Annotated in this window: 12 protein-coding genes; 6 read left to right on the forward strand and 6 right to left on the reverse strand. The window is 65.5% G+C overall.

Going from position 1 to position 17,262, the window contains the following annotated elements:
* Nucleotides 1–5: 5 nt before the first annotated feature.
* The 3 genes from AC1DW9_RS23120 to AC1DW9_RS23130 are packed head-to-tail and all read right to left on the reverse strand — an operon-like array spanning nucleotide 6 to nucleotide 3,951.
* Entirely contained in the window at nucleotides 6–1,151 is a 1,146-nt protein-coding gene (locus AC1DW9_RS23120; protein ID WP_441490181.1) for an ABC transporter permease, read from the reverse strand.
* Complete coding sequence (locus AC1DW9_RS23125; protein ID WP_441507252.1) at nucleotides 1,148–2,920, reverse strand: ATP-binding cassette domain-containing protein; 1,773 nt, start codon at nucleotides 2,918–2,920, stop codon at nucleotides 1,148–1,150. The genes AC1DW9_RS23120 and AC1DW9_RS23125 overlap by 4 nt, the downstream gene beginning before the upstream one ends.
* Nucleotides 2,917–3,951 (reverse strand): HlyD family secretion protein, encoded by a 1,035-nt coding sequence (locus AC1DW9_RS23130; protein WP_441490179.1) that lies wholly within the window; start codon nucleotides 3,949–3,951, stop codon nucleotides 2,917–2,919. Before AC1DW9_RS23130 ends, AC1DW9_RS23125 begins: the two co-directional genes overlap by 4 nt.
* A gap of 90 nt (nucleotides 3,952–4,041) precedes the next feature.
* Between AC1DW9_RS23130 and AC1DW9_RS23135 the strand changes: the two genes are divergently transcribed.
* Nucleotides 4,042–4,737: a CerR family C-terminal domain-containing protein gene (locus tag AC1DW9_RS23135; protein ID WP_441490178.1), complete on the forward strand. Its 696-nt coding sequence runs from the start codon at nucleotides 4,042–4,044 to the stop codon at nucleotides 4,735–4,737.
* Between the two features lie 238 nt (nucleotides 4,738–4,975).
* Nucleotides 4,976–6,415, forward strand: coding sequence for an FAD-binding oxidoreductase (locus AC1DW9_RS23140; RefSeq protein ID WP_476855191.1), 1,440 nt, complete (start codon nucleotides 4,976–4,978; stop codon nucleotides 6,413–6,415).
* A 153-nt stretch (nucleotides 6,416–6,568) separates the two neighbouring features.
* Here AC1DW9_RS23140 and AC1DW9_RS23145 read toward each other — a convergent pair whose 3' ends face one another.
* Entirely contained in the window at nucleotides 6,569–7,504 is a 936-nt protein-coding gene (locus tag AC1DW9_RS23145; protein WP_441490176.1) for a LysR family transcriptional regulator, read from the reverse strand.
* Nucleotides 7,505–7,635: 131 nt separating this feature from the next.
* Here AC1DW9_RS23145 and AC1DW9_RS23150 point away from each other — a divergent pair, with 131 nt between their 5' ends.
* The 3 genes from AC1DW9_RS23150 to AC1DW9_RS23160 all read left to right on the forward strand — a co-directional run bounded on the left by AC1DW9_RS23150 (nucleotide 7,636) and on the right by AC1DW9_RS23160 (nucleotide 13,013).
* Nucleotides 7,636–8,469 (forward strand): alpha/beta hydrolase fold domain-containing protein, encoded by an 834-nt coding sequence (locus tag AC1DW9_RS23150; protein ID WP_441490175.1) that lies wholly within the window; start codon nucleotides 7,636–7,638, stop codon nucleotides 8,467–8,469.
* Between the two features lie 53 nt (nucleotides 8,470–8,522).
* A complete protein-coding gene (locus AC1DW9_RS23155) occupies nucleotides 8,523–9,749 on the forward strand; it encodes an efflux RND transporter periplasmic adaptor subunit (RefSeq protein WP_476775450.1) in 1,227 nt (408 codons plus the stop codon).
* An 87-nt stretch (nucleotides 9,750–9,836) separates the two neighbouring features.
* The gene (locus tag AC1DW9_RS23160) at nucleotides 9,837–13,013 is read left to right on the forward strand and encodes an efflux RND transporter permease subunit (protein ID WP_476775451.1); all 3,177 of its coding nucleotides are present in this window, start codon (nucleotides 9,837–9,839) and stop codon (nucleotides 13,011–13,013) included.
* 38 nt (nucleotides 13,014–13,051) lie between these two features.
* On the opposite strand, the gene AC1DW9_RS23165 is transcribed toward AC1DW9_RS23160, so the two are convergent.
* Nucleotides 13,052–14,740 (reverse strand): SDR family oxidoreductase, encoded by a 1,689-nt coding sequence (locus tag AC1DW9_RS23165; RefSeq protein ID WP_476775452.1) that lies wholly within the window; start codon nucleotides 14,738–14,740, stop codon nucleotides 13,052–13,054.
* A complete protein-coding gene (locus tag AC1DW9_RS23170) occupies nucleotides 14,737–16,377 on the reverse strand; it encodes a DCC1-like thiol-disulfide oxidoreductase family protein (protein WP_441507249.1) in 1,641 nt (546 codons plus the stop codon). Before AC1DW9_RS23170 ends, AC1DW9_RS23165 begins: the two co-directional genes overlap by 4 nt.
* 170 nt (nucleotides 16,378–16,547) lie before the next feature.
* Here AC1DW9_RS23170 and AC1DW9_RS23175 point away from each other — a divergent pair, with 170 nt between their 5' ends.
* Nucleotides 16,548–17,231, forward strand: a complete 684-nt coding sequence (locus tag AC1DW9_RS23175; RefSeq protein ID WP_441507248.1) for a lysophospholipid acyltransferase family protein — start codon at nucleotides 16,548–16,550, stop codon at nucleotides 17,229–17,231.
* Nucleotides 17,232–17,262 lie beyond the last annotated feature (31 nt).

Here is a 17,262-nt window from a genome sequence, read left to right on the forward strand (position 1 = left end):
CCACCTCACACGATGGTCTTGCGCGTCGCGCGTATCGCAAGCGCGATCAGCACTGCGGCCATGACGGCCAGCACCGCAGCATTCGGCAGGATTACCGGCCAGATGTCCCCGGCGAGGAACAGGGTCTGCAGAACGCTGACGAAATAGCGCGCCGGGAAGATATGCGTGATCACCTGGATCGCGACCGGCATGCTGCGGATGTCGAACATGAAGCCGGACAGCATCATCGCCGGGAGAAAGGTGGCGATGATCGTGATCTGGCTCGCGACGAACTGGCTCTTGGTCAGTGAGGAGATCAACAGGCCGATGCCGAGCGCGACAATCAGATAGAGCATCGACACGGCAACGAGCAGCCCGAGCGAGCCTCTGATCGGCACGCCGAAGAGCAGCTTGGCACCAAGGATCGAGAGGGCGAGCCCGATCATGCCGAGGATGAAATAGGGCACGGTCTTGCCAAGCAGGATCTCGCCGGGACGCACGGGCGTGACGAACAGCGCCTCGAAGGTTCCGCGCTCCCATTCCCGCGCAACGACAAGCGCGGTCAGCAGCGCACCGATCAGCGTCATCACCAGCACGATCAGGCCGGGAACCAGGAAGTAGCTGCTGTTATTGGCATCGTTGAACCAGAGCCGGCTCTCGATCGAGACTGGCGGACCGGCGATGATGCGGCCCATCGCGGCCTCGCGCGCCATCCAGGTTGCAACGGCACCCTGAGCATAGCCGAGCGAGATGCGGGCGGTATTGGCGTCGGTGCCATGGACCAGCACCTGGATCTCGGCCGTGCCCTGCTCCATCCGGCGCGCGAAATCGGGCGGTATGCGGACAATGGCGTGGACGCGCTTGTCGAGCATCATCCGCTCGGCCTCGGCCATGGTCTTGACCTGCACCGCGTTGAAATAGTCGGAGAGTTCGAAACTCGACGCCGCGCCGCGCGCCTCGGCCGAGATGTCCTCCATGACGATCGCGACCGGGACGTTCTTGACGTCGAAGGAAAGCCCGTAGCCGAAGAGCACGAGCAGCAGCATCGGCATGATCACGCCGATCGCGATGCTGCTCGGGTCGCGCACGACCTGCCAGCCCTCCTTCCGGATCAGCGCCGCGATGCGGCGCAGCCTTGCCATTCCGCCGGTCTGTGAGGTCACGGCGGTCATGCTGCGGGCCTCTGCTCGGCACGCCCGTCACGCGACGTCTCGACGATGGCGATGAAGGCATCTTCCATCGTCGGTTGGCGTCCGTCCTGGGCCGTGGCATGGGCCCTGATCTCGGCCGGCGTGCCTTCTGCCAGGCTGCGTCCGGCATCGAGGATGATGATCCGGTCGCAATATTCTGCTTCCTCCATGAAATGCGTGGTCACGATCACGGTGACGCCCTGCTCGGAGAGCGCCGTGATCCGGCCCCAGAATTCGCGCCGCGCGATCGGATCGGCGCCGCTCGTCGCCTCATCGAGGAAGAGGATGTCCGGCTCGTGCAGCAGGGCGGTGCCCATCGCGAGGCGCTGCTTGAAGCCGCCCGGCAATTGCCCGCTCGGCAGCCGGGAGAAGGCATCGAGCTCGAATTGCTGCTTCGCCCAGGTGATCCGGTCCGCCTTGCGCCTCCCACGCAGCCCATAGGCACTGGCGAAGAAATCGAGATTCTCGTCGACGCTCAACTGGCCGTAGAGCGAGAATTTCTGGGCKACGTAGCCGAGCCTGCGCCGCGCCTCGGCACGAGATGTCCGCAAATCCGCGCCAGCGACACGCAGCGTGCCGTGCGAGGCTGGCAGCAGCCCGCAGAGCATCCGGAACGTGGTGCTCTTGCCGGCGCCGTTGGGGCCGAGAAGCCCGTAGATCTCGCCGCTCCGAACCTCGAAGCTGACATGATCGACAGCGGTGAAATCGCCGAAGGTGCGGACGAGGTCACGCACCTCGACCGCCATGGCGCCGGAACCCGGGGAGGTGGGCTGGTCGAGCGTCATGGCACTGCTGCGTGTGCGCTCGGCGACGGCAGCAAACAGCACCATGAACCCGTCCTCGAAACGTGGCGGCACGCGGCGATGCCGAAGCGTGCCGTCGCCGAGGGGCAGGGCGCCCGTTTCGCTCGGAGCTGCGAGCACGACGCGGACTTGCCCGGCTTCGGGCACGGCATCGATGACGCCGTCCTGCTGAAACAAGCGTGCCTGCAGCGAACGTGCCGGCATTCCCTTGGGCGTCTCGATGATGAAGGTGCGGCCTTCAGCTTTCGCCGTGATCTCGCTCGGCGTGCCCTGCGACAGCACCTTTCCGGCATGCATGACGACTGCATGGTCGCAGAGCTCGGCCTCGTCGAGATAGGAGGTGCTGACGATGACGGTGAGCCCATCCTCGCGCACCAGCTTGAGCACGATCGCCCAGAGCTCGCGCCGCGACAGTGGGTCGACGCCGACGGTCGGCTCGTCCAGCAGCAGTAGTTCGGGAGCACGGACGAGGGTGCAGGCGAGCCCCAGTTTCTGCTTCATGCCGCCGGACAGCTTCCCGGCCAGCCGCTCGCGAAAACGCCCGAGCTGGGTCATCTCGAAGAGGCGAGGGTAGATGTGCTCGCGTTGGTCGGCACCGACGCCGTGCAGATCGGCATAGAGATCGAGGTTCTCCTGGACGCTCAGATCCTCATAGAGCCCGAATTTCTGCGGCATGTAGCCGATGCGGTCCTGTACGGCCTGGGGATCGTCAGCGACGACAATGCCGAGAACGTCGAGCATACCCTCATCGGGTTTCATCAACCCGGCGATCAGCCGTAGCAATGTGGTCTTGCCGGCACCGTCGGGGCCGACGAGGGCGGTCAGCGTGCCTTCCCTGGCTTCGAAGGAGACATCGTCGAGTGCCTTGACGGTTTCGCCGGTGGCCCGGCGGAACGTCTTGTGGAGGGTCCGCGCCGTGACGGGTGAGACGGGCGCGGCGGGGGTCATGGCTTGGTCTTCCCGGTCTCGGGTACAGCAGCGCTGTTTGCGACCGCAGCCTCGGCTCCCGGCAACATCTTGATGGTGGCTGGCATGCCGAGGCGCAGCCTGTCCTGCGGGTCCTCGACGAAGACACGCATCTCGTAGACGAGGCTCGTGCGCAGATCCTCGGTCTGCACCGTTTTCGGGGTGAACTCGGCGACGGGTGAGATGAAGCCGATCCAGCCTTCGAGCGGCTGGTTCGGAAAGCTGTCCGTGGTGACCTGCATCCGCATGCCAGAGCGGACCTGTCCGAGCTTCGGCTCAGCCACATAGGTCCGCACCCATTTCGTGCCGGTCATGGCCAGTGAAAGCACCGGGCGGCTGGGCGAGGCCATCTCGCCGGGTTCCATCAGCCGCGAGCGAACCACGCCGTCGAAGGGAGCAAGCAGCTGCGCATCGACCAATTGGCGCCGGGCGAGCGCAAGCTGCGCCTGGTTGCCGCGGAGCTGTGCCTCTGCCTGCGCGATGTCCTCCGAGCGCGGGCCGGCGAGAGAAAGGTCGAGGGCGCTCTTTGCGACATCGAGCTTTGCCTTGGAGGTCTCGGCAAGAGCCTTGGCGGCATCGAGGTCCTGCTGGCTGACGGCATTCGCGGACAGGGCGCGCCGCCGCTCATATTGCGCGGCGGCGTTGACCGAATCCGCCCTGGCCGATTCCAGGTTGGCGCGGGCCTGGGCGATCTCCTCGGGGCGAGAGCCGTTGCGCAATCGATCGAGTGCGGCCTTCTGGGCCCCGACAATCGCTTCCATCTGGTCGATCTGCGGTTGCAGGCGGCTCGTATCCAGCTTCGCAAGGACCTGGCCGCTGCGAACGACATTGCCCTCCTCGACAAGGATCGCGGCGATGCGTTCGCTGCCGTTGAAGGCCAGCGAGGCCTGCCTGAGATCGACATTGCCGTAGAGGACCAACTCGGATGTCGCGGCGGGGCGGTGGCTAAACCACCAGGCGCCTGCGGCCCCCAAGAGGGCGATGACAGCCAGTATGCGCGGTGCCTTGCTCATGCCTTCAAGGATAGGCGCGTGGTGCAATATGTCAAATCTGAATTTAAATTCTATCTTTCAAATATTCTTGATCGGCGTTAAGCTCGGGTCATGAAACGAGCGATTCCTCAAAAACGACCCGGTCGCCGCGAGGACGGTGCGGCCACCAAGGCGCAGATTCTCGATGCGGCCGGAGAGGTCTTTGCGGAAAAGGGCTTTGATCGCGCCACCGGCAAGGAGATCGCCGAGCGGGCGGGCAGCAATTCTGCTGCCGTGAATTACTATTATGGCGGCATCGACGGGCTCTATGCCGAGGTGTTGGTCGAGGCGCATCGCCGCCTGCTGACCTATGATCGGCTGCTCAAGCTGGCAGAAGCCCCAGGGACTCCGGAGGACAAGCTTCGCACCCTCATTGGTCTCGTGGTCCGCACGATCATGGGGCCCGCCTCCTCGAGCTGGTCCTTGCGGGTCCTGAGCCGTGAGGTGCTGGCTCCAACACCCGCTTTCGCAGTGCTGCGGGATCGCGAGATTCTCCCGAAGAAGCGCATCGTCACCGGGATCGTCGGCGAAATCCTGGGAGTGCCGCATGATCACCCCGTCGTTGCCCGGTGCTGTCTCACTGTCATCGCCCCCTTCGTGGTGATGCTCGTCGGCAACCGCCAGGTCCTCGCGCAGGTCTTTCCCGACCTGGCGTCGGACCGGGGCGCTGTCGACGAGATGGTCGCCCATTTCCAGCGCTTCGCTTTCGGCGGCATCGCTGCCGTGGCAGCGGAACTCGATGCGCGGGAGGAAGCTCGTTCCGCCTGAGGTGATGTGCTGCCGATCAGGCTTGCATCCATCCGACCTCCAACCGTCGGATCCCGCGCCATTGCCTGTGGTCATCGCTAGACACCATCGTCGCATGACTGCCCGCTCCAAAGCTCCATCCGCTGAAGCGTGGAAATCCGAGCTTCTGTGATCTGCGTCATTGAGTGCGGCCCGGCGCAGGCGCAGAATTCTTGTGGCGGGGGGCTGAGAGTTCATGACCCATTCGGGAGGAACGATCATGCAAGCCCAGAGCCTCACGACACTGGCGGCCGGAACGAAATCCATCAGCGCCTCAGCCATCGAGGCGCTCGCCGCGCAGCTTCACGGAAGCGTGCTCGACGAGACTGATGCCGCATATGACGATGCACGCGCGATCTGGAATGGGATGGTCGATCGCAGACCTGGCCTGATCATACGCTGTGCGGTGGCTGCCGATGTCGTCAGCGCTGTGCGATTTGCGCGTGACAACGGACTATTGCTCTCTGTGCGTGGCGGCGGACACGGCATTGCCGGAAATGCCGTCTGCGATGGCGGCCTGATGATCGACCTGTCACCGATGAAATCGGTCCGAGTCGACGAAGCATCGCAGCGCGCCTGGGTCKAGCCGGGCGCTACCCTGGCCGATGTCGACAGGGAAACCCAGGAATTCGGATTGGCGGTGCCGACGGGCATCAATTCGACCACGGGCATTGCCGGCCTGACGCTGGGCGGCGGCTTCGGCTGGATCACGCGGAAGTTCGGGCTTACCCTGGACAACCTGCTGTCGGTCGAGGTGGTGACGGCTGACGGCGAGCTCAGGCGCGCTAGCCAGTCGGAAAATCCGGACCTGTTCTGGGCCCTGCGCGGCGGCGGCGGAAATTTCGGGGTGGCCACCGCGTTCGAATTTCGGCTTCACAAGCTTGGCCCCCAGGTTTTGGCTGGCCTTGTCGTGCATCCCTTCGATGATGCCGAGGCCGTCCTGAAGGAATATCGTCAGGCGCTCGAAGTGGCGCCCGACGAGTTGACCTGTTGGGTCGTGATGCGGCAGGCGCCGCCCCTGCCGTTCCTGCCGGCCGAGTGGCATGGCAAGGAAGTGCTGGTGCTCGCGATGTGCTATTGCGGCGACATCGCCGAAGGCGAAAAGGCAACCGCCAGGCTGCGTTCCATCGGAAAACCGATCGTCGACGTGGTGGGGCCGGCGCCTTTCGCGACGTGGCAACAGGCTTTCGATCCTCTGCTCACAGCCGGTGCCCGCAACTACTGGAAGAGCCACGACTTCACCGAGCTCTCGGACGCGGCGATCAGGATCCTGATTGGCGCGGTGCGTCGCCTCCCGGGGCCGGAATGCGAGATCTTCATCGGCCATGTCGGTGGGGCGGCCGGCCGCGTTGCGGCGGATGCGACCGCCTTTCCGCAGCGCAGCTCCCATTTCGTCATGAATGTTCATGCGCGCTGGCGCGAACAGGGCATGGATCAGGCCTGCATCGCCTGGGCGCGCGCGCTCTTTGATGCCGCAAGGCCGTATTCAGCTGGAACGGCCTATATCAACTTCATGCCGGCAGACGAGATGGACCGCGTCCAGGCGGCTTACGGAGGCAGTTACCATCGCCTTGCCGAGCTGAAGCGGCGCTACGACCCGATGAACCTGTTTCGCATGAACCAGAATGTGAAGCCGACGGCGAGTTCGCAGGCCGCCTGAGCCCAGCTGCCTGAGCAGTTAGGACGAGGTTGGATGGCTGGCCCAGGCCGCAGGGATCGACGCGTATTGTGTCCCTGCGGGCTGGTGCGTCTCCATGGCTTAATGAGACTCTCCGCCGGCGCCGGGCCGGCTCTCCAAAGCGTGCCTTAGGTCCTAGGCGCAATGCGGCAAGCTGGAGCGCCGCTGGATCAGGTCGTCCTTGGCGAAGAGCTCGGCCAGCCAGTCGACGAAGACACGCACCTTGTTGCTGAGATGACGGTTCGGTGGGTAGACGATGTGCAGCGGCTTGGGGGTCGAGCACCAATTCGTCAGCAGCGGTACGAGCCGGCCGGCGGCGATATCCTCCTGCACCATGAAGGTTGGTGCCTGAACGATGCCGAGCCCCGCCAGCGCGGCAGCGACGTAACCAGCACCTTCGTTCAGCGATACGACGAAACGTCCCCTGATCTCGTGGCTTTCCTTACCGTCGGCATAGGTGAAGGGGGCTGTGCGACTGGTCCCGGCATAGCGGTAGCCGACGATGAAATGATCGCCCTCGAGGTCGGTCGGATGCTGGGGCTCGCCATGGCGCTGGACATAGGAGGGGGAGGCGCAGGTCACGAGATACATCTCGCCGATGCGCCGGGCGATCAGGCTCTGGTCCGTGAGCTCGCCGGCCCGGACGGCGCAATCGAGATTTTCCGCCAGCAGATCGGCAGGTCGGTCACTGAGGCCGAGGTCGAGCTGGATGTCGGGATAGCGCGCATGGAATTCAGGCAGGTTCGGGATGATGACGCGCATGGCCAGCGGCGCGCTGACGTCGACGCGCAGGCGCCCGCTCGGCCTGGCCTGTGACGAGGCCATGCTGCCGTCGAGCTCGTCGATTTCGTTCAGGACCCTGAGCGCGCGCTCGTAATAGGCCGCCCCGTCCATCGTCACCGTCACGCGCCGTGTGGTGCGGTTGAGGAGTTTGGCGTGGAGATGCGACTCAAGCTGCTGGATCTGCTTGGTCACCGTCGGCTTGGGGATGTCGAGCAGATCGGCAGCACGGGTGAAGGTGCCGGCTTCGACGACGCGGACAAAGGCGCGCATGGCGCTGAGCTGGTCCATGGCTTTTTCTAACAGGTCGCTTCTTCGATTGTTTCCATATGGAAATAATGAATGAGCTTTACGGGTATTTATTGCCGAAACACGATGGTCTAAATCAGGTTGCATTGCAACAGAAGCCGCCGGGACACGCCATGTCCGCTCAAACCGCCACCCTCGATCGCCCCATCTCCGTCACATGGCGGGACGAGGTGATCGCTGCCAAGCCAGTCTCGCTGGCAGCGCGTGTGTTCATCCCGGCAGAGCTCAACCGCAACACAGCGCTCGTCATGCACCTGCATGGCGGCACCTTCAACGAGGGCTCGCTGGCAAGCGGAGAGGCGGTCGCGACGATCCTGGCTCGCGCCGGTGCCGCTGTCGTTTCGGTCGATTATCCGCTCGCGCCAATGCACCGTTTCCCCGATGTGCTGGAGGCCGTATTTGGTGGCTTGCTGGCGCTCTACAAGGCGCGCAGCCGCTGGGTCGCGAAAAGCGCCCCATTCTACGTCGCTGGCGAAGAAGCCGGCGGCAACCTGGCCGCGGCTCTCGCCATGATGGCGCGGGACCGGCAGGGACCGCCGCTCGCCGGGCAGATCCTGCTCTCGCCGATGCTGGATTCCTGCCTTGGGACCTATTCGCTGCGCGAGGCCGATGCCGGTCCGGTGGGATGTCGCTGGGCCGATGGCTGGCACGACTATCTGGGTTCGCCTGACAAGGCGGCTCATCCCTATGCCGCGCCGCTCAACGCCTCCCGGCTTGCCGGGCTGGCTCCTGCCCTGCTGATCACGGCGGAGGATGATCCGCTGCGTGACGAATGCGCGAGCTATGCCTGTCGGCTGCAGGAAGCGGGTGTCGCGGTCAGTCGCTACGTGCAGACTGCGCCAACCAATTGGCCCGGTGCCTATGCCGAGGCTCCCAAGGAAGGTTCCTGCCTCTGCCTGGCATGTGACCATGTAACCGAGTTCTTCAAATCCACCGCGCCGTCCTGATCGGGGCCAACGCGACCAACTCGATCCTCTCTTCTCTCGCAAGGAATGAACCCATGATTCAGGGAACGATCCGTCATGGCCTGCTGGGCGGAAGCCTGGCCGCCACCATCTCTCTCGCCGCCGTCCTGCTTGTGATGAACGGCTCCGACAAGGCCCAGAGCGATACCGCTCCGGCGGCCGCGCAGGCGACCCCGGTTTCGGTCGCGCTCGTCGAGCAGCGTGAGCTGACCAACTGGGCCGAGTTCTCCGGCCGCCTGGAGGCGATCGAACGCGTCGATGTGCGCTCGCGCGTCGCCGGCGTCGTCGAGGCCGTGCACTTCAAGCAGGGCAACCTCGTCAAGCAGGGCGACCTGCTGATCAGCATCGACCAGGCGCCCTATCTCGCCGAGTTCGAACGCGCCCAGGCCCAGGTCCTGGCTGCCGAAGCCCGGGTGGCGCTTGCCGCCAACGAGCATGAGCGCGGTCAGAAGCTGATGACGACGCAGAACGTGTCGCAGCGCGATCTCGACGCCCGTCTGAATGCTCTTCGTGAAGCGCAGGCCAATCACCGCGCGGCCCAGGCGGCCCTGCAGACAGCGCGGCTGAACCTCGACTACACCCAGATCAGGGCGCCGATCAGTGGCCGGATCGGGCGGCTCGAGGTCACTGTCGGCAATCTCGTCGCAGCCGGGGCGGGGGCTTCGCTGATGACGACACTGGTCTCGGTCGATCCGATCTATGCCAGCTTCAATGCCGACGAGAACACGGTGCTGAGGGCTCTCGGCTCGCTGCCGGCCTCGGATGGTCCGCGTGCGCTGGAGCGCATCCCGGTTCAGATGGGCACGGCGACGCAGGACGGCACTCCGATCAACGGCAGGCTGCAATTCGTCGACAACAGTGTCGATGTCGGCAGCGGCACCGTTCGGGTGCGGGCGATCTTCGACAATCCCGATGGCACGCTGATGCCGGGCCAGTTCGTGCGCCTGCGCATGGGCCAGGCCCGGACCGAGCCTGCGCTGGTGATCAATGAGCGCGCGATCGGCACCGACCAGAACAAGAAGTTCGTCTTCGTCGTCGGCGAGGACCTCAAGGCGAGCTGGCGTGAAGTGACGCTTGGCTCGGCCAATGAGGGGCTGCGCATCGTCACCGCCGGGCTCAAGCCGGGCGAAAAAATCGTCGTCAACGGCCTGCAGCGCATTCGTCCGGGCGCAGCTGTCGCTCCCGAGCAGGTGCCGATGGCCGAGAAGTCAGAGCTGCGCCGGGTGGCCGGTGCAGGACCCACGGAAATCGCCCAGCGCTGAGCTGGGACGCCTATCAGAACTCGGGTGCTGACGACGTCGCGTGATGGCGCCCGTCGTCAGGCCTGAGGCGCCCGAAGGGGGCATCTCATGAATCTCTCCAAGTTCTTCATCGATCGCCCGATCTTCGCGGGCGTGCTGTCGGTTCTCATCCTGGTCGCCGGCCTGCTCTCGCTGCGTGTGCTGCCGATCTCGGAATATCCCGAAGTCGTGCCGCCGACCGTGGTGGTGCGCGCGCAATACCCGGGCGCCAATCCTCGCGTCATCGCCGAAACCGTGGCCACGCCGATCGAGGAGCAGATCAACGGCGTCGAGGGCATGCTCTACATGTCCAGCCAGGCGACGACCGACGGCGTGATGACGCTGAACGTCACCTTCAAGCTCGGCACCGATCCCGACAAGGCACAGCAGCTCGTGCAGAACCGCGTCTCGCAGGCGGAGCCCCGCTTGCCGGAAGAGGTGCGGCGCCTCGGCGTCACCACGATCAAGAGCTCGCCGGATTTGACGATGGTGGTGCACATCACCTCGCCGAACGATCGCTACGACATGACCTATCTGCGCAACTACGCAGTCCTGAACGTCAAGGACAGGCTGGCGCGCATCGACGGCGTCGGCCAGGTCCAGCTCTTCGGCTCGGGCGACTATTCGCTCCGCGTCTGGCTCGATCCGCAGAAGGTCTCCGAGCACGGGCTCTCGCCGAGCGACGTCGTGCGCGAGATCCGCGCGCAGAACGTCCAGGCTGCTGCCGGCGTCATCGGCGCCTCCCCGAACGCCCCGGGCCTCGATCTCCAGCTCTCGGTCAATGCCCAGGGGCGCCTTCAGAATGAGGAGGAGTTCGGCGAGATCATCATCCGCACCAGCCCGACCGGGGCTGTGACGCGGCTGAAGGATGTCGCGCGCATCGAACTCGGCGCGGCCGACTATGCCCTGCGCTCGCTGCTCGACAACAAGTCGGCGGTCGCGGTGCCGATCTTCCAGGCGCCGGGCTCGAATGCCATCGCCATCGCCGACAACGTCCAGGCGGTGATGCGCGAGATCAAGCAGAACATGCCGGAAGGCGTGGACTACGCGATCGTCTACGACACGACCCAGTTCGTGCGCGCCTCGATCAAGGCCGTCATCACCACGCTGCTCGAGGCCATCGCGCTGGTCGTGCTCGTCGTCATCGTCTTCCTGCAGACTTGGCGGGCCTCGATCATCCCGCTGGTCGCCGTGCCGGTCTCGGTCATCGGCACCTTCGCCGTGATGTATCTCTTCGGCTTCTCGATCAACGCGCTCAGCCTGTTCGGCCTCGTGCTCGCCATCGGCATCGTCGTCGACGACGCCATTGTCGTGGTCGAGAATGTCGAGCGCAATATCGAGCAGGGGCTGGAGCCCCGCCAGGCGACCTACAAGGCGATGCGCGAGGTCTCCGGCCCGATCATCGCGATCGCGCTGGTGCTGGTCGCGGTTTTCGTGCCGCTCGCCTTCATCAGCGGCTTGACCGGCCAGTTCTATCGCCAGTTCGCGCTGACCATCGCGATCTCGACGGTGATCTCGGCGATCAACTCGCTGACGCTGTCGCCGGCGCTGGCAGCCCTGTTGCTGCGTTCGCACCACGCCCCGAAGGATGCGCTGACCCGCGTCATGGACAAGCTGTTCGGCTGGTTCTTTCGTGGCTTCAACCGCTTCTTCAATCGCAGCTCTCAGGCCTATGGCGGCGGCGTGCGCCGCATCCTGACCCGCAAGACGGCGATGATGGCGGTCTATCTCGTGCTCGTCGGCCTGACGGTCGTGCTGTTCCGCACTGTCCCGGGCGGCTTCGTGCCCGGCCAGGACAAGCAGTATCTCGTCGGCTTCGCGCAACTGCCCGACGCCGCCACGCTCGACCGCACCGAGGACGTTATCCGCAAGATGGGCGAGATCGCCCTGAAGCATCCCGGCGTCCAGAGTGCGGTGTCCTTTCCCGGCCTCTCGATCAACGGCTTCACCAACTCGTCGAATGCCGGCATCGTCTTCGTGACGCTGAAGCCCTTCGAGCAGCGCAAGGACCCCTCGCTCAACGGCGCCGCGATCGCCATGCAGCTCAACAAGGAGTTCGCCGGCATCAAGGAGGCATTCATCGCGATGTTCCCGCCGCCGCCGGTGCAGGGGCTCGGTACGATCGGTGGCTTCAAGCTGCAGATCGAGGACCGCGCCGGCCTTGGCTACAAGGCGCTCGATGAAGCGACCAAGGCCTTCATGGCCAAGGCTGCGACGGCGCTCGAACTCGCCGGCATGTTCTCGAGCTTCCAGGTGAATGTTCCGCAGCTCTATGCCGATATCGACCGCACCAAGGCCCGCCAGCTCGGCGTGCCGGTGACCGATGTCTTCGAGACGCTGCAGATCTATCTCGGCTCGTCCTATGTCAACGATTTCAACAAGTTCGGGCGTACCTACACCGTCCGCGTCCAGGCTGATGCGCCCTTCCGGGCCTATCAGGAGGATATCGGCAAGCTCCGGGTCCGTTCGACCTCAGGCGAGATGGTGCCGCTGAGCGCTGTGCTGAACGTGCGTGCCGATGCCGGGCCGGAACGGGCGATGCGCTATAACGGCTTCCTGGCCGCCGACATCAATGCCGGTCCGGCACCCGGCTTCTCGTCGGGGCAGGCTCAGGCGGCGGCGGAGCGCATTGCCAACGAGACGCTGCCGAAGGGCTTTGCCTTCGAATGGACGGACCTGACCTATCAGGAGATCCTGGCGGGCAACTCTTCGCTGATCGTCTTCCCGATCGCGATCCTGCTCGTCTTCCTGGTGCTGGCGGCCCAGTATGAGAGCCTGACGCTGCCGATCGCGATCATCCTGATCATCCCGATGGGCCTGCTTGCCGCCATGGCTGGCATCTGGTGGAGCGGCGGCGACAACAACGTCTTCACCCAGATCGGTCTCGTCGTGCTGGTCGGGCTATCTGCGAAGAACGCGATCCTGATCGTCGAGTTCGCCCGCGAACTGGAGTTCGAGGGCAAGACGCCGGTCGAGGCCGCGATCGAAGCCAGCCGTCTGCGCCTGCGTCCGATCCTGATGACCTCGCTCGCCTTCATCATGGGCGTGGTCCCGCTGGTGATCTCGACCGGTGCCGGCGCCGAGATGCGTCAGGCGATGGGCATCGCGGTCTTCGCCGGCATGATCGGCGTCACCGCCTTCGGCATCTTCCTGACTCCGGTCTTCTACGTGCTGATGCGGGCCCTGACCGGAAACAAGCCGCTGAAGCATGTCGAGGCGGAAGCGGAACTGGCGCAAGCCGCCTGACCGGGGCACAGGCTGCCCTGAGGGGGAGTCTGACGGCTTCAACCAGCCAGAACGCGCCGGGCCCTGTCCGGCGCGTTCTGCTGCGAGGCGCCGGTATTGTCAGCCGTCGGCTCGAGCCAGCCGCGATAGTGCACAACCAGTCCGATTAGCGGCAATGCGATCGGGACATCGAAATGGAAGCGGCCATCCTCCTCCCATTCGCGCGCCAGCGATCGAGGCGCCAGGGCAAGTGGCATGGGGACGGGGCCCAGCCACCAACGCTTCAGGTGCATCGCGAGCCCCTTGTCGTCAGCGAGCAGATCGAAGCCGAAGCGCAGCGGGCCAAAGCGCTCCATGAGCAGCCGCCCCTGCTGCGACAGCCGGCTGCTGAAGCGGCGGCCCGAGAAGTCGCGAATCCAGGTTTCGACGCCGCCACTCTCCGCAAAGGCGACGTGCAGCCCATGCTCCCCTTCAGGCGGAAAGCCGAATAGGGCCGCTATAGCGCGTGCAACCGGGTTGTGCCCGCGCGTCACCATCGCCCGTCCATGGGCGCCGCGATCGCGGAGGACAGTGTGGATCGCGCGGAGGGCCGCAGGCAGGGTTGCGAAGGCATCGCCGAGGACCCGGGCATAGAGCGGGGGAGGCTGCGGCAGCTCTGCCATCTCGTGCCGGATCGCCAGTCGCGTGAAGGCCGGCTCGAACTCTGGCAGTGACAGCATCTCGCCGGCATCGCGGGCCCCGGCTGGAACGTCACGCCTGGCGAGCCTGTCGACGAGGATTGCGGCCGCCAGGCCTGGAATCTCCGGACCATCGCCCTTGCTCGCGATCAATGTCCATCGCCGTTCGACACCCCGGCCGTCAGCGTACCCGAACAGTCGAACCATCATGCCGGAGCGATCGCTGCCCCATGAAGAGCTCAGCCGCTGCGCTTGAAGGACCAGGGGCGCAAAGCGGGTCAGGTTCTCGATCCAACCCCATCGAACAGGCCAGCTTGCCAGCCAAAGCGCACGGTTCTGCCAGCGGAGCTCGGTGCCGGCTCTAAAACTGACGGAGGGCTTTCCCGGAAGGCGATCGGGCAGGAGAGTGAGATCGGGCACATCTGCCAGGGCCACGAGGCGGCCAGCAAGAGGTGGCTCGCCGGCAATCGTAAAGTCTTCGCGCCTGATGTCCTGCCAGCCAAAGCCGTTCGCCCGGCGCGCTGCGCGCCAGAGCGGGATCGGCTTGCCGATATAGGAGAAGATTGCCTTCGTGACCGAAGCGCCCGCGGTCGCGCGGTTTGAAGCGCTGATCGCGAGCTCGACGGCGCTGAGCTGATCCATACCGTCTGCGAGGGCGCGAACCACAGCGCCCGACAAAGCAGGGACGCTGGAGGCGCCCGAGACGACGACCACGTCGGCGGCCAGGGCCGCTTCAGCGAGAGACCCGATGCCGGTGACGAAATCGCGCGCATCGGCGATGTCGAGATAGTGGCACCGCGCGGCGATACAGGCGCGAGCGTCCGCATAATCCAGGCCCTGAAAGGGGCCTGCGGCGTCGATCAGGACAGCAGGGCGGTGCTCGGCGAGCGCCAGCGCGATATCGCGGTCCCGGTCCAGGAGAAGCGGGGTGAGGCGCAGTCTGCCAGCGCAGAAGCGTTCCGCCTTCTCCAGGCTGCGCCCGGCGACCAGGACTTCGTGCCCCGTATCGGCCAGCCGCCGCGCGATGCGGGCACCGAAGCCGCCATAGCCACCGAGCAGGAGAACCTTCACAGGATGCGGTCCGCCATATCCGGGGTGGGGCGCCAGCAGGTTTCGCGTCGGCCGAACCAGCGATAGCGATTGCGGGCAACAAGGCGATAGAGCCGGTCGCGGAGCGGTCGTGGAATGACGCGTGCCGCCAGTGCGATGCGCCAGGGCCAGCCCAGCCCTGCCGCAATGGCGATGACAGCGTCCGACCGGCCCAGGATTCGCCCGCCCTCGATCAGCAGCATCGTCTCGAAGTCCGACTTGGGAAGGCCGAGGCGGTGATAGAGTTCCTGGCCAAGGGGCCCTTGCGCGGTGGTGAGCGTGAAGCGGCGTTCATGGTCATTGCGCATGACGAATTGTGCCTGTTGCGAGCACATCACGCATTCACCGTCAAACACGATCACGCGCCTGCCTTGGGTCTGCGCCTCGATTGCGTCGCCCAGCGTGATCGCCGCTGGGGCGGGCAGCCCGAGCCGTTTCAGGGGTGCGCCGATCAAACCGCTGACCATCGCCGCCAGGATGGCAGGGGCCGGCCAGATCCGGGCGAGCGGCCCGACGATCCGATCGCGGAGCAGGGGCAGGATCCGGCTGTCGGATTGATAGACCGGCGTGAACATCGCGCTCATGGTCTGATAGAGCCGGACATGTCGGCGACGCGCGGCGATGGCAAAACCTGGCGCAGTCGTCGTCTCGTTCCCGTCGCGCAGCGCCTTTGCGAGCGCGAAGGCGTCGAGCAACGCCATATTGGCTCCCTGACCGAGCTGCGGGCTCGTCGAATGCCAGGAATCGCCGATATGGATCAGGCCAGGCTCCGTTGGGACGGGCGTGGTCCTATGGGCATAGCGTGCGAAAGTCAGTTGATCCGGCGTTTCGATCTGCGCGAGCAGGGGCGCAGTTGCCGGCCATAGCTTGAGGACGTCCGCCTTCCACGCCGCAAGTCCGGAGCGTTGCCAGTCCGAGAGACGGTCGCAGCGCAGCGACCAGAAGAAGGCTGCCTTTGCGGTCGGCGCTTGGGCCAGCCGGCCGATGGGTAGGACCCCGACCATCGTGCTCGCGCGGATATAGCGCTGTTCCAGCGTCGCCATGTCGAAGCCCGCGTCGTCGGGCCAATCGAGGCTGGCCCAGAGCGCGCCATAGGCCAGCGGCCGGCCCTGATGGCGCGCGAGCGGGCTCATGGTGCCAAGGGCATCCACGACAAGGTCGAAGGGCTCCGTCCGTGTGCCGTCGGCAAAGATGAGCGCGCGCCTGTTCGCCCCGACGATTTCGCTCGAGGCCACGCTGCGGCCTCCCTCGATCGCAATTCCGGCCTCTCGTGCGGCGTCGTGCAGGATGTCGAACAGTGCAGCGCGATGAATGCCGATGCCATGGCCGGCATCCTGCCCAAGTGCCGCATAGCGCACGTCGAGTACGATGCGCTGCGACGGTTCGGCGCGCCCGAAGAGCCGGTCGATCCTGGCCCCCGCCGCGAGGGTGGCTTCGGCGAGCTTCAATTCCCGGAGGACGGCGAGACCGGTCGGCTGGATCATCAGACCGGATCCGACCGGACGAGGCGTCTCGAAGCGCTCGAACAGCCTGACGCGATGTCCGTCGCGATGCAGCATCAGTGCGGCCGCCAGCCCTGCCGGGCCGCATCCCGCTATCGCGATATCCTTGGCTGGCATGAAACCCGACTTGGAGGAAACTGAACCCTTGCACGATAGGCAGGGCGAACCCCGCCGGCAACGGGGCATGCCGCTCGTTTCGCCATTCGGGGGCCGCAACCTGTCCGTGCAATGTTCCAGCAAGCCAACGCGCCGACCACTCCAGGTGATTCACCGTGGAGATTGGGGCGATGCATCTCAGGGAAGAACGATCAGCGGGCCTCGCGGGGCGCGCGTTGCATGCGTATCTGAATCTCGTGGCGCAAACCACGCGCTTCAAGCCGGTGATCCCCGGCGCGCGGCCCTGGGAGCGCAGCCGCGAACCGTTCATCGCCATGACCTGGCATGGCCAGCAGATGTTGAGCCTTGTCGCCCTGGACGGGGCGCCCAAGACAGCCGTGCTGGCCTCGCTCCATTTCGACGGTTCGGTGGTCGCCTCGGCGATGGAGCGCGCCGGCTACCGCGTCATTCGCGGCTCGGGCACGCAGAGCCGGCTGAAGATCCAGGCCAAGCGCGGCGTTCCGGCCTTCATCGAGATGCGCGACGCGCTGCGCGGCGACACCAGCGTGCTGTTGACGGCCGATGTGCCGAAGGTTTCGCGGGTTGCCGGCAAGGGGGCCATCCAGTTGGCGCGGGCGTCGGGCCGGCCGATCTATCTCTTCGCCGCAGTGACGACGGCACGCGTCGATCTCGACAATTGGGACAAGGCCAGCATCGCCTTGCCGTTCGGACGCGGGTGCGTGGTCTGGTCCGAACCGCTCTATGTCCGGGCATGCGCCGATGAACGCGAGATCAACCTGACTGCGCTGGAGATCACCGCCCGGCTCGACGAGTTGCATGCCCTGGCGCATCAGCATCTCGGACATCGCGCCTGACGCGCGCGAGGCGTTCGGTCCGACCGTGCTC

The sequence above is a fragment of the Allobosea sp. P4_E12 genome, from assembly GCF_056401655.1.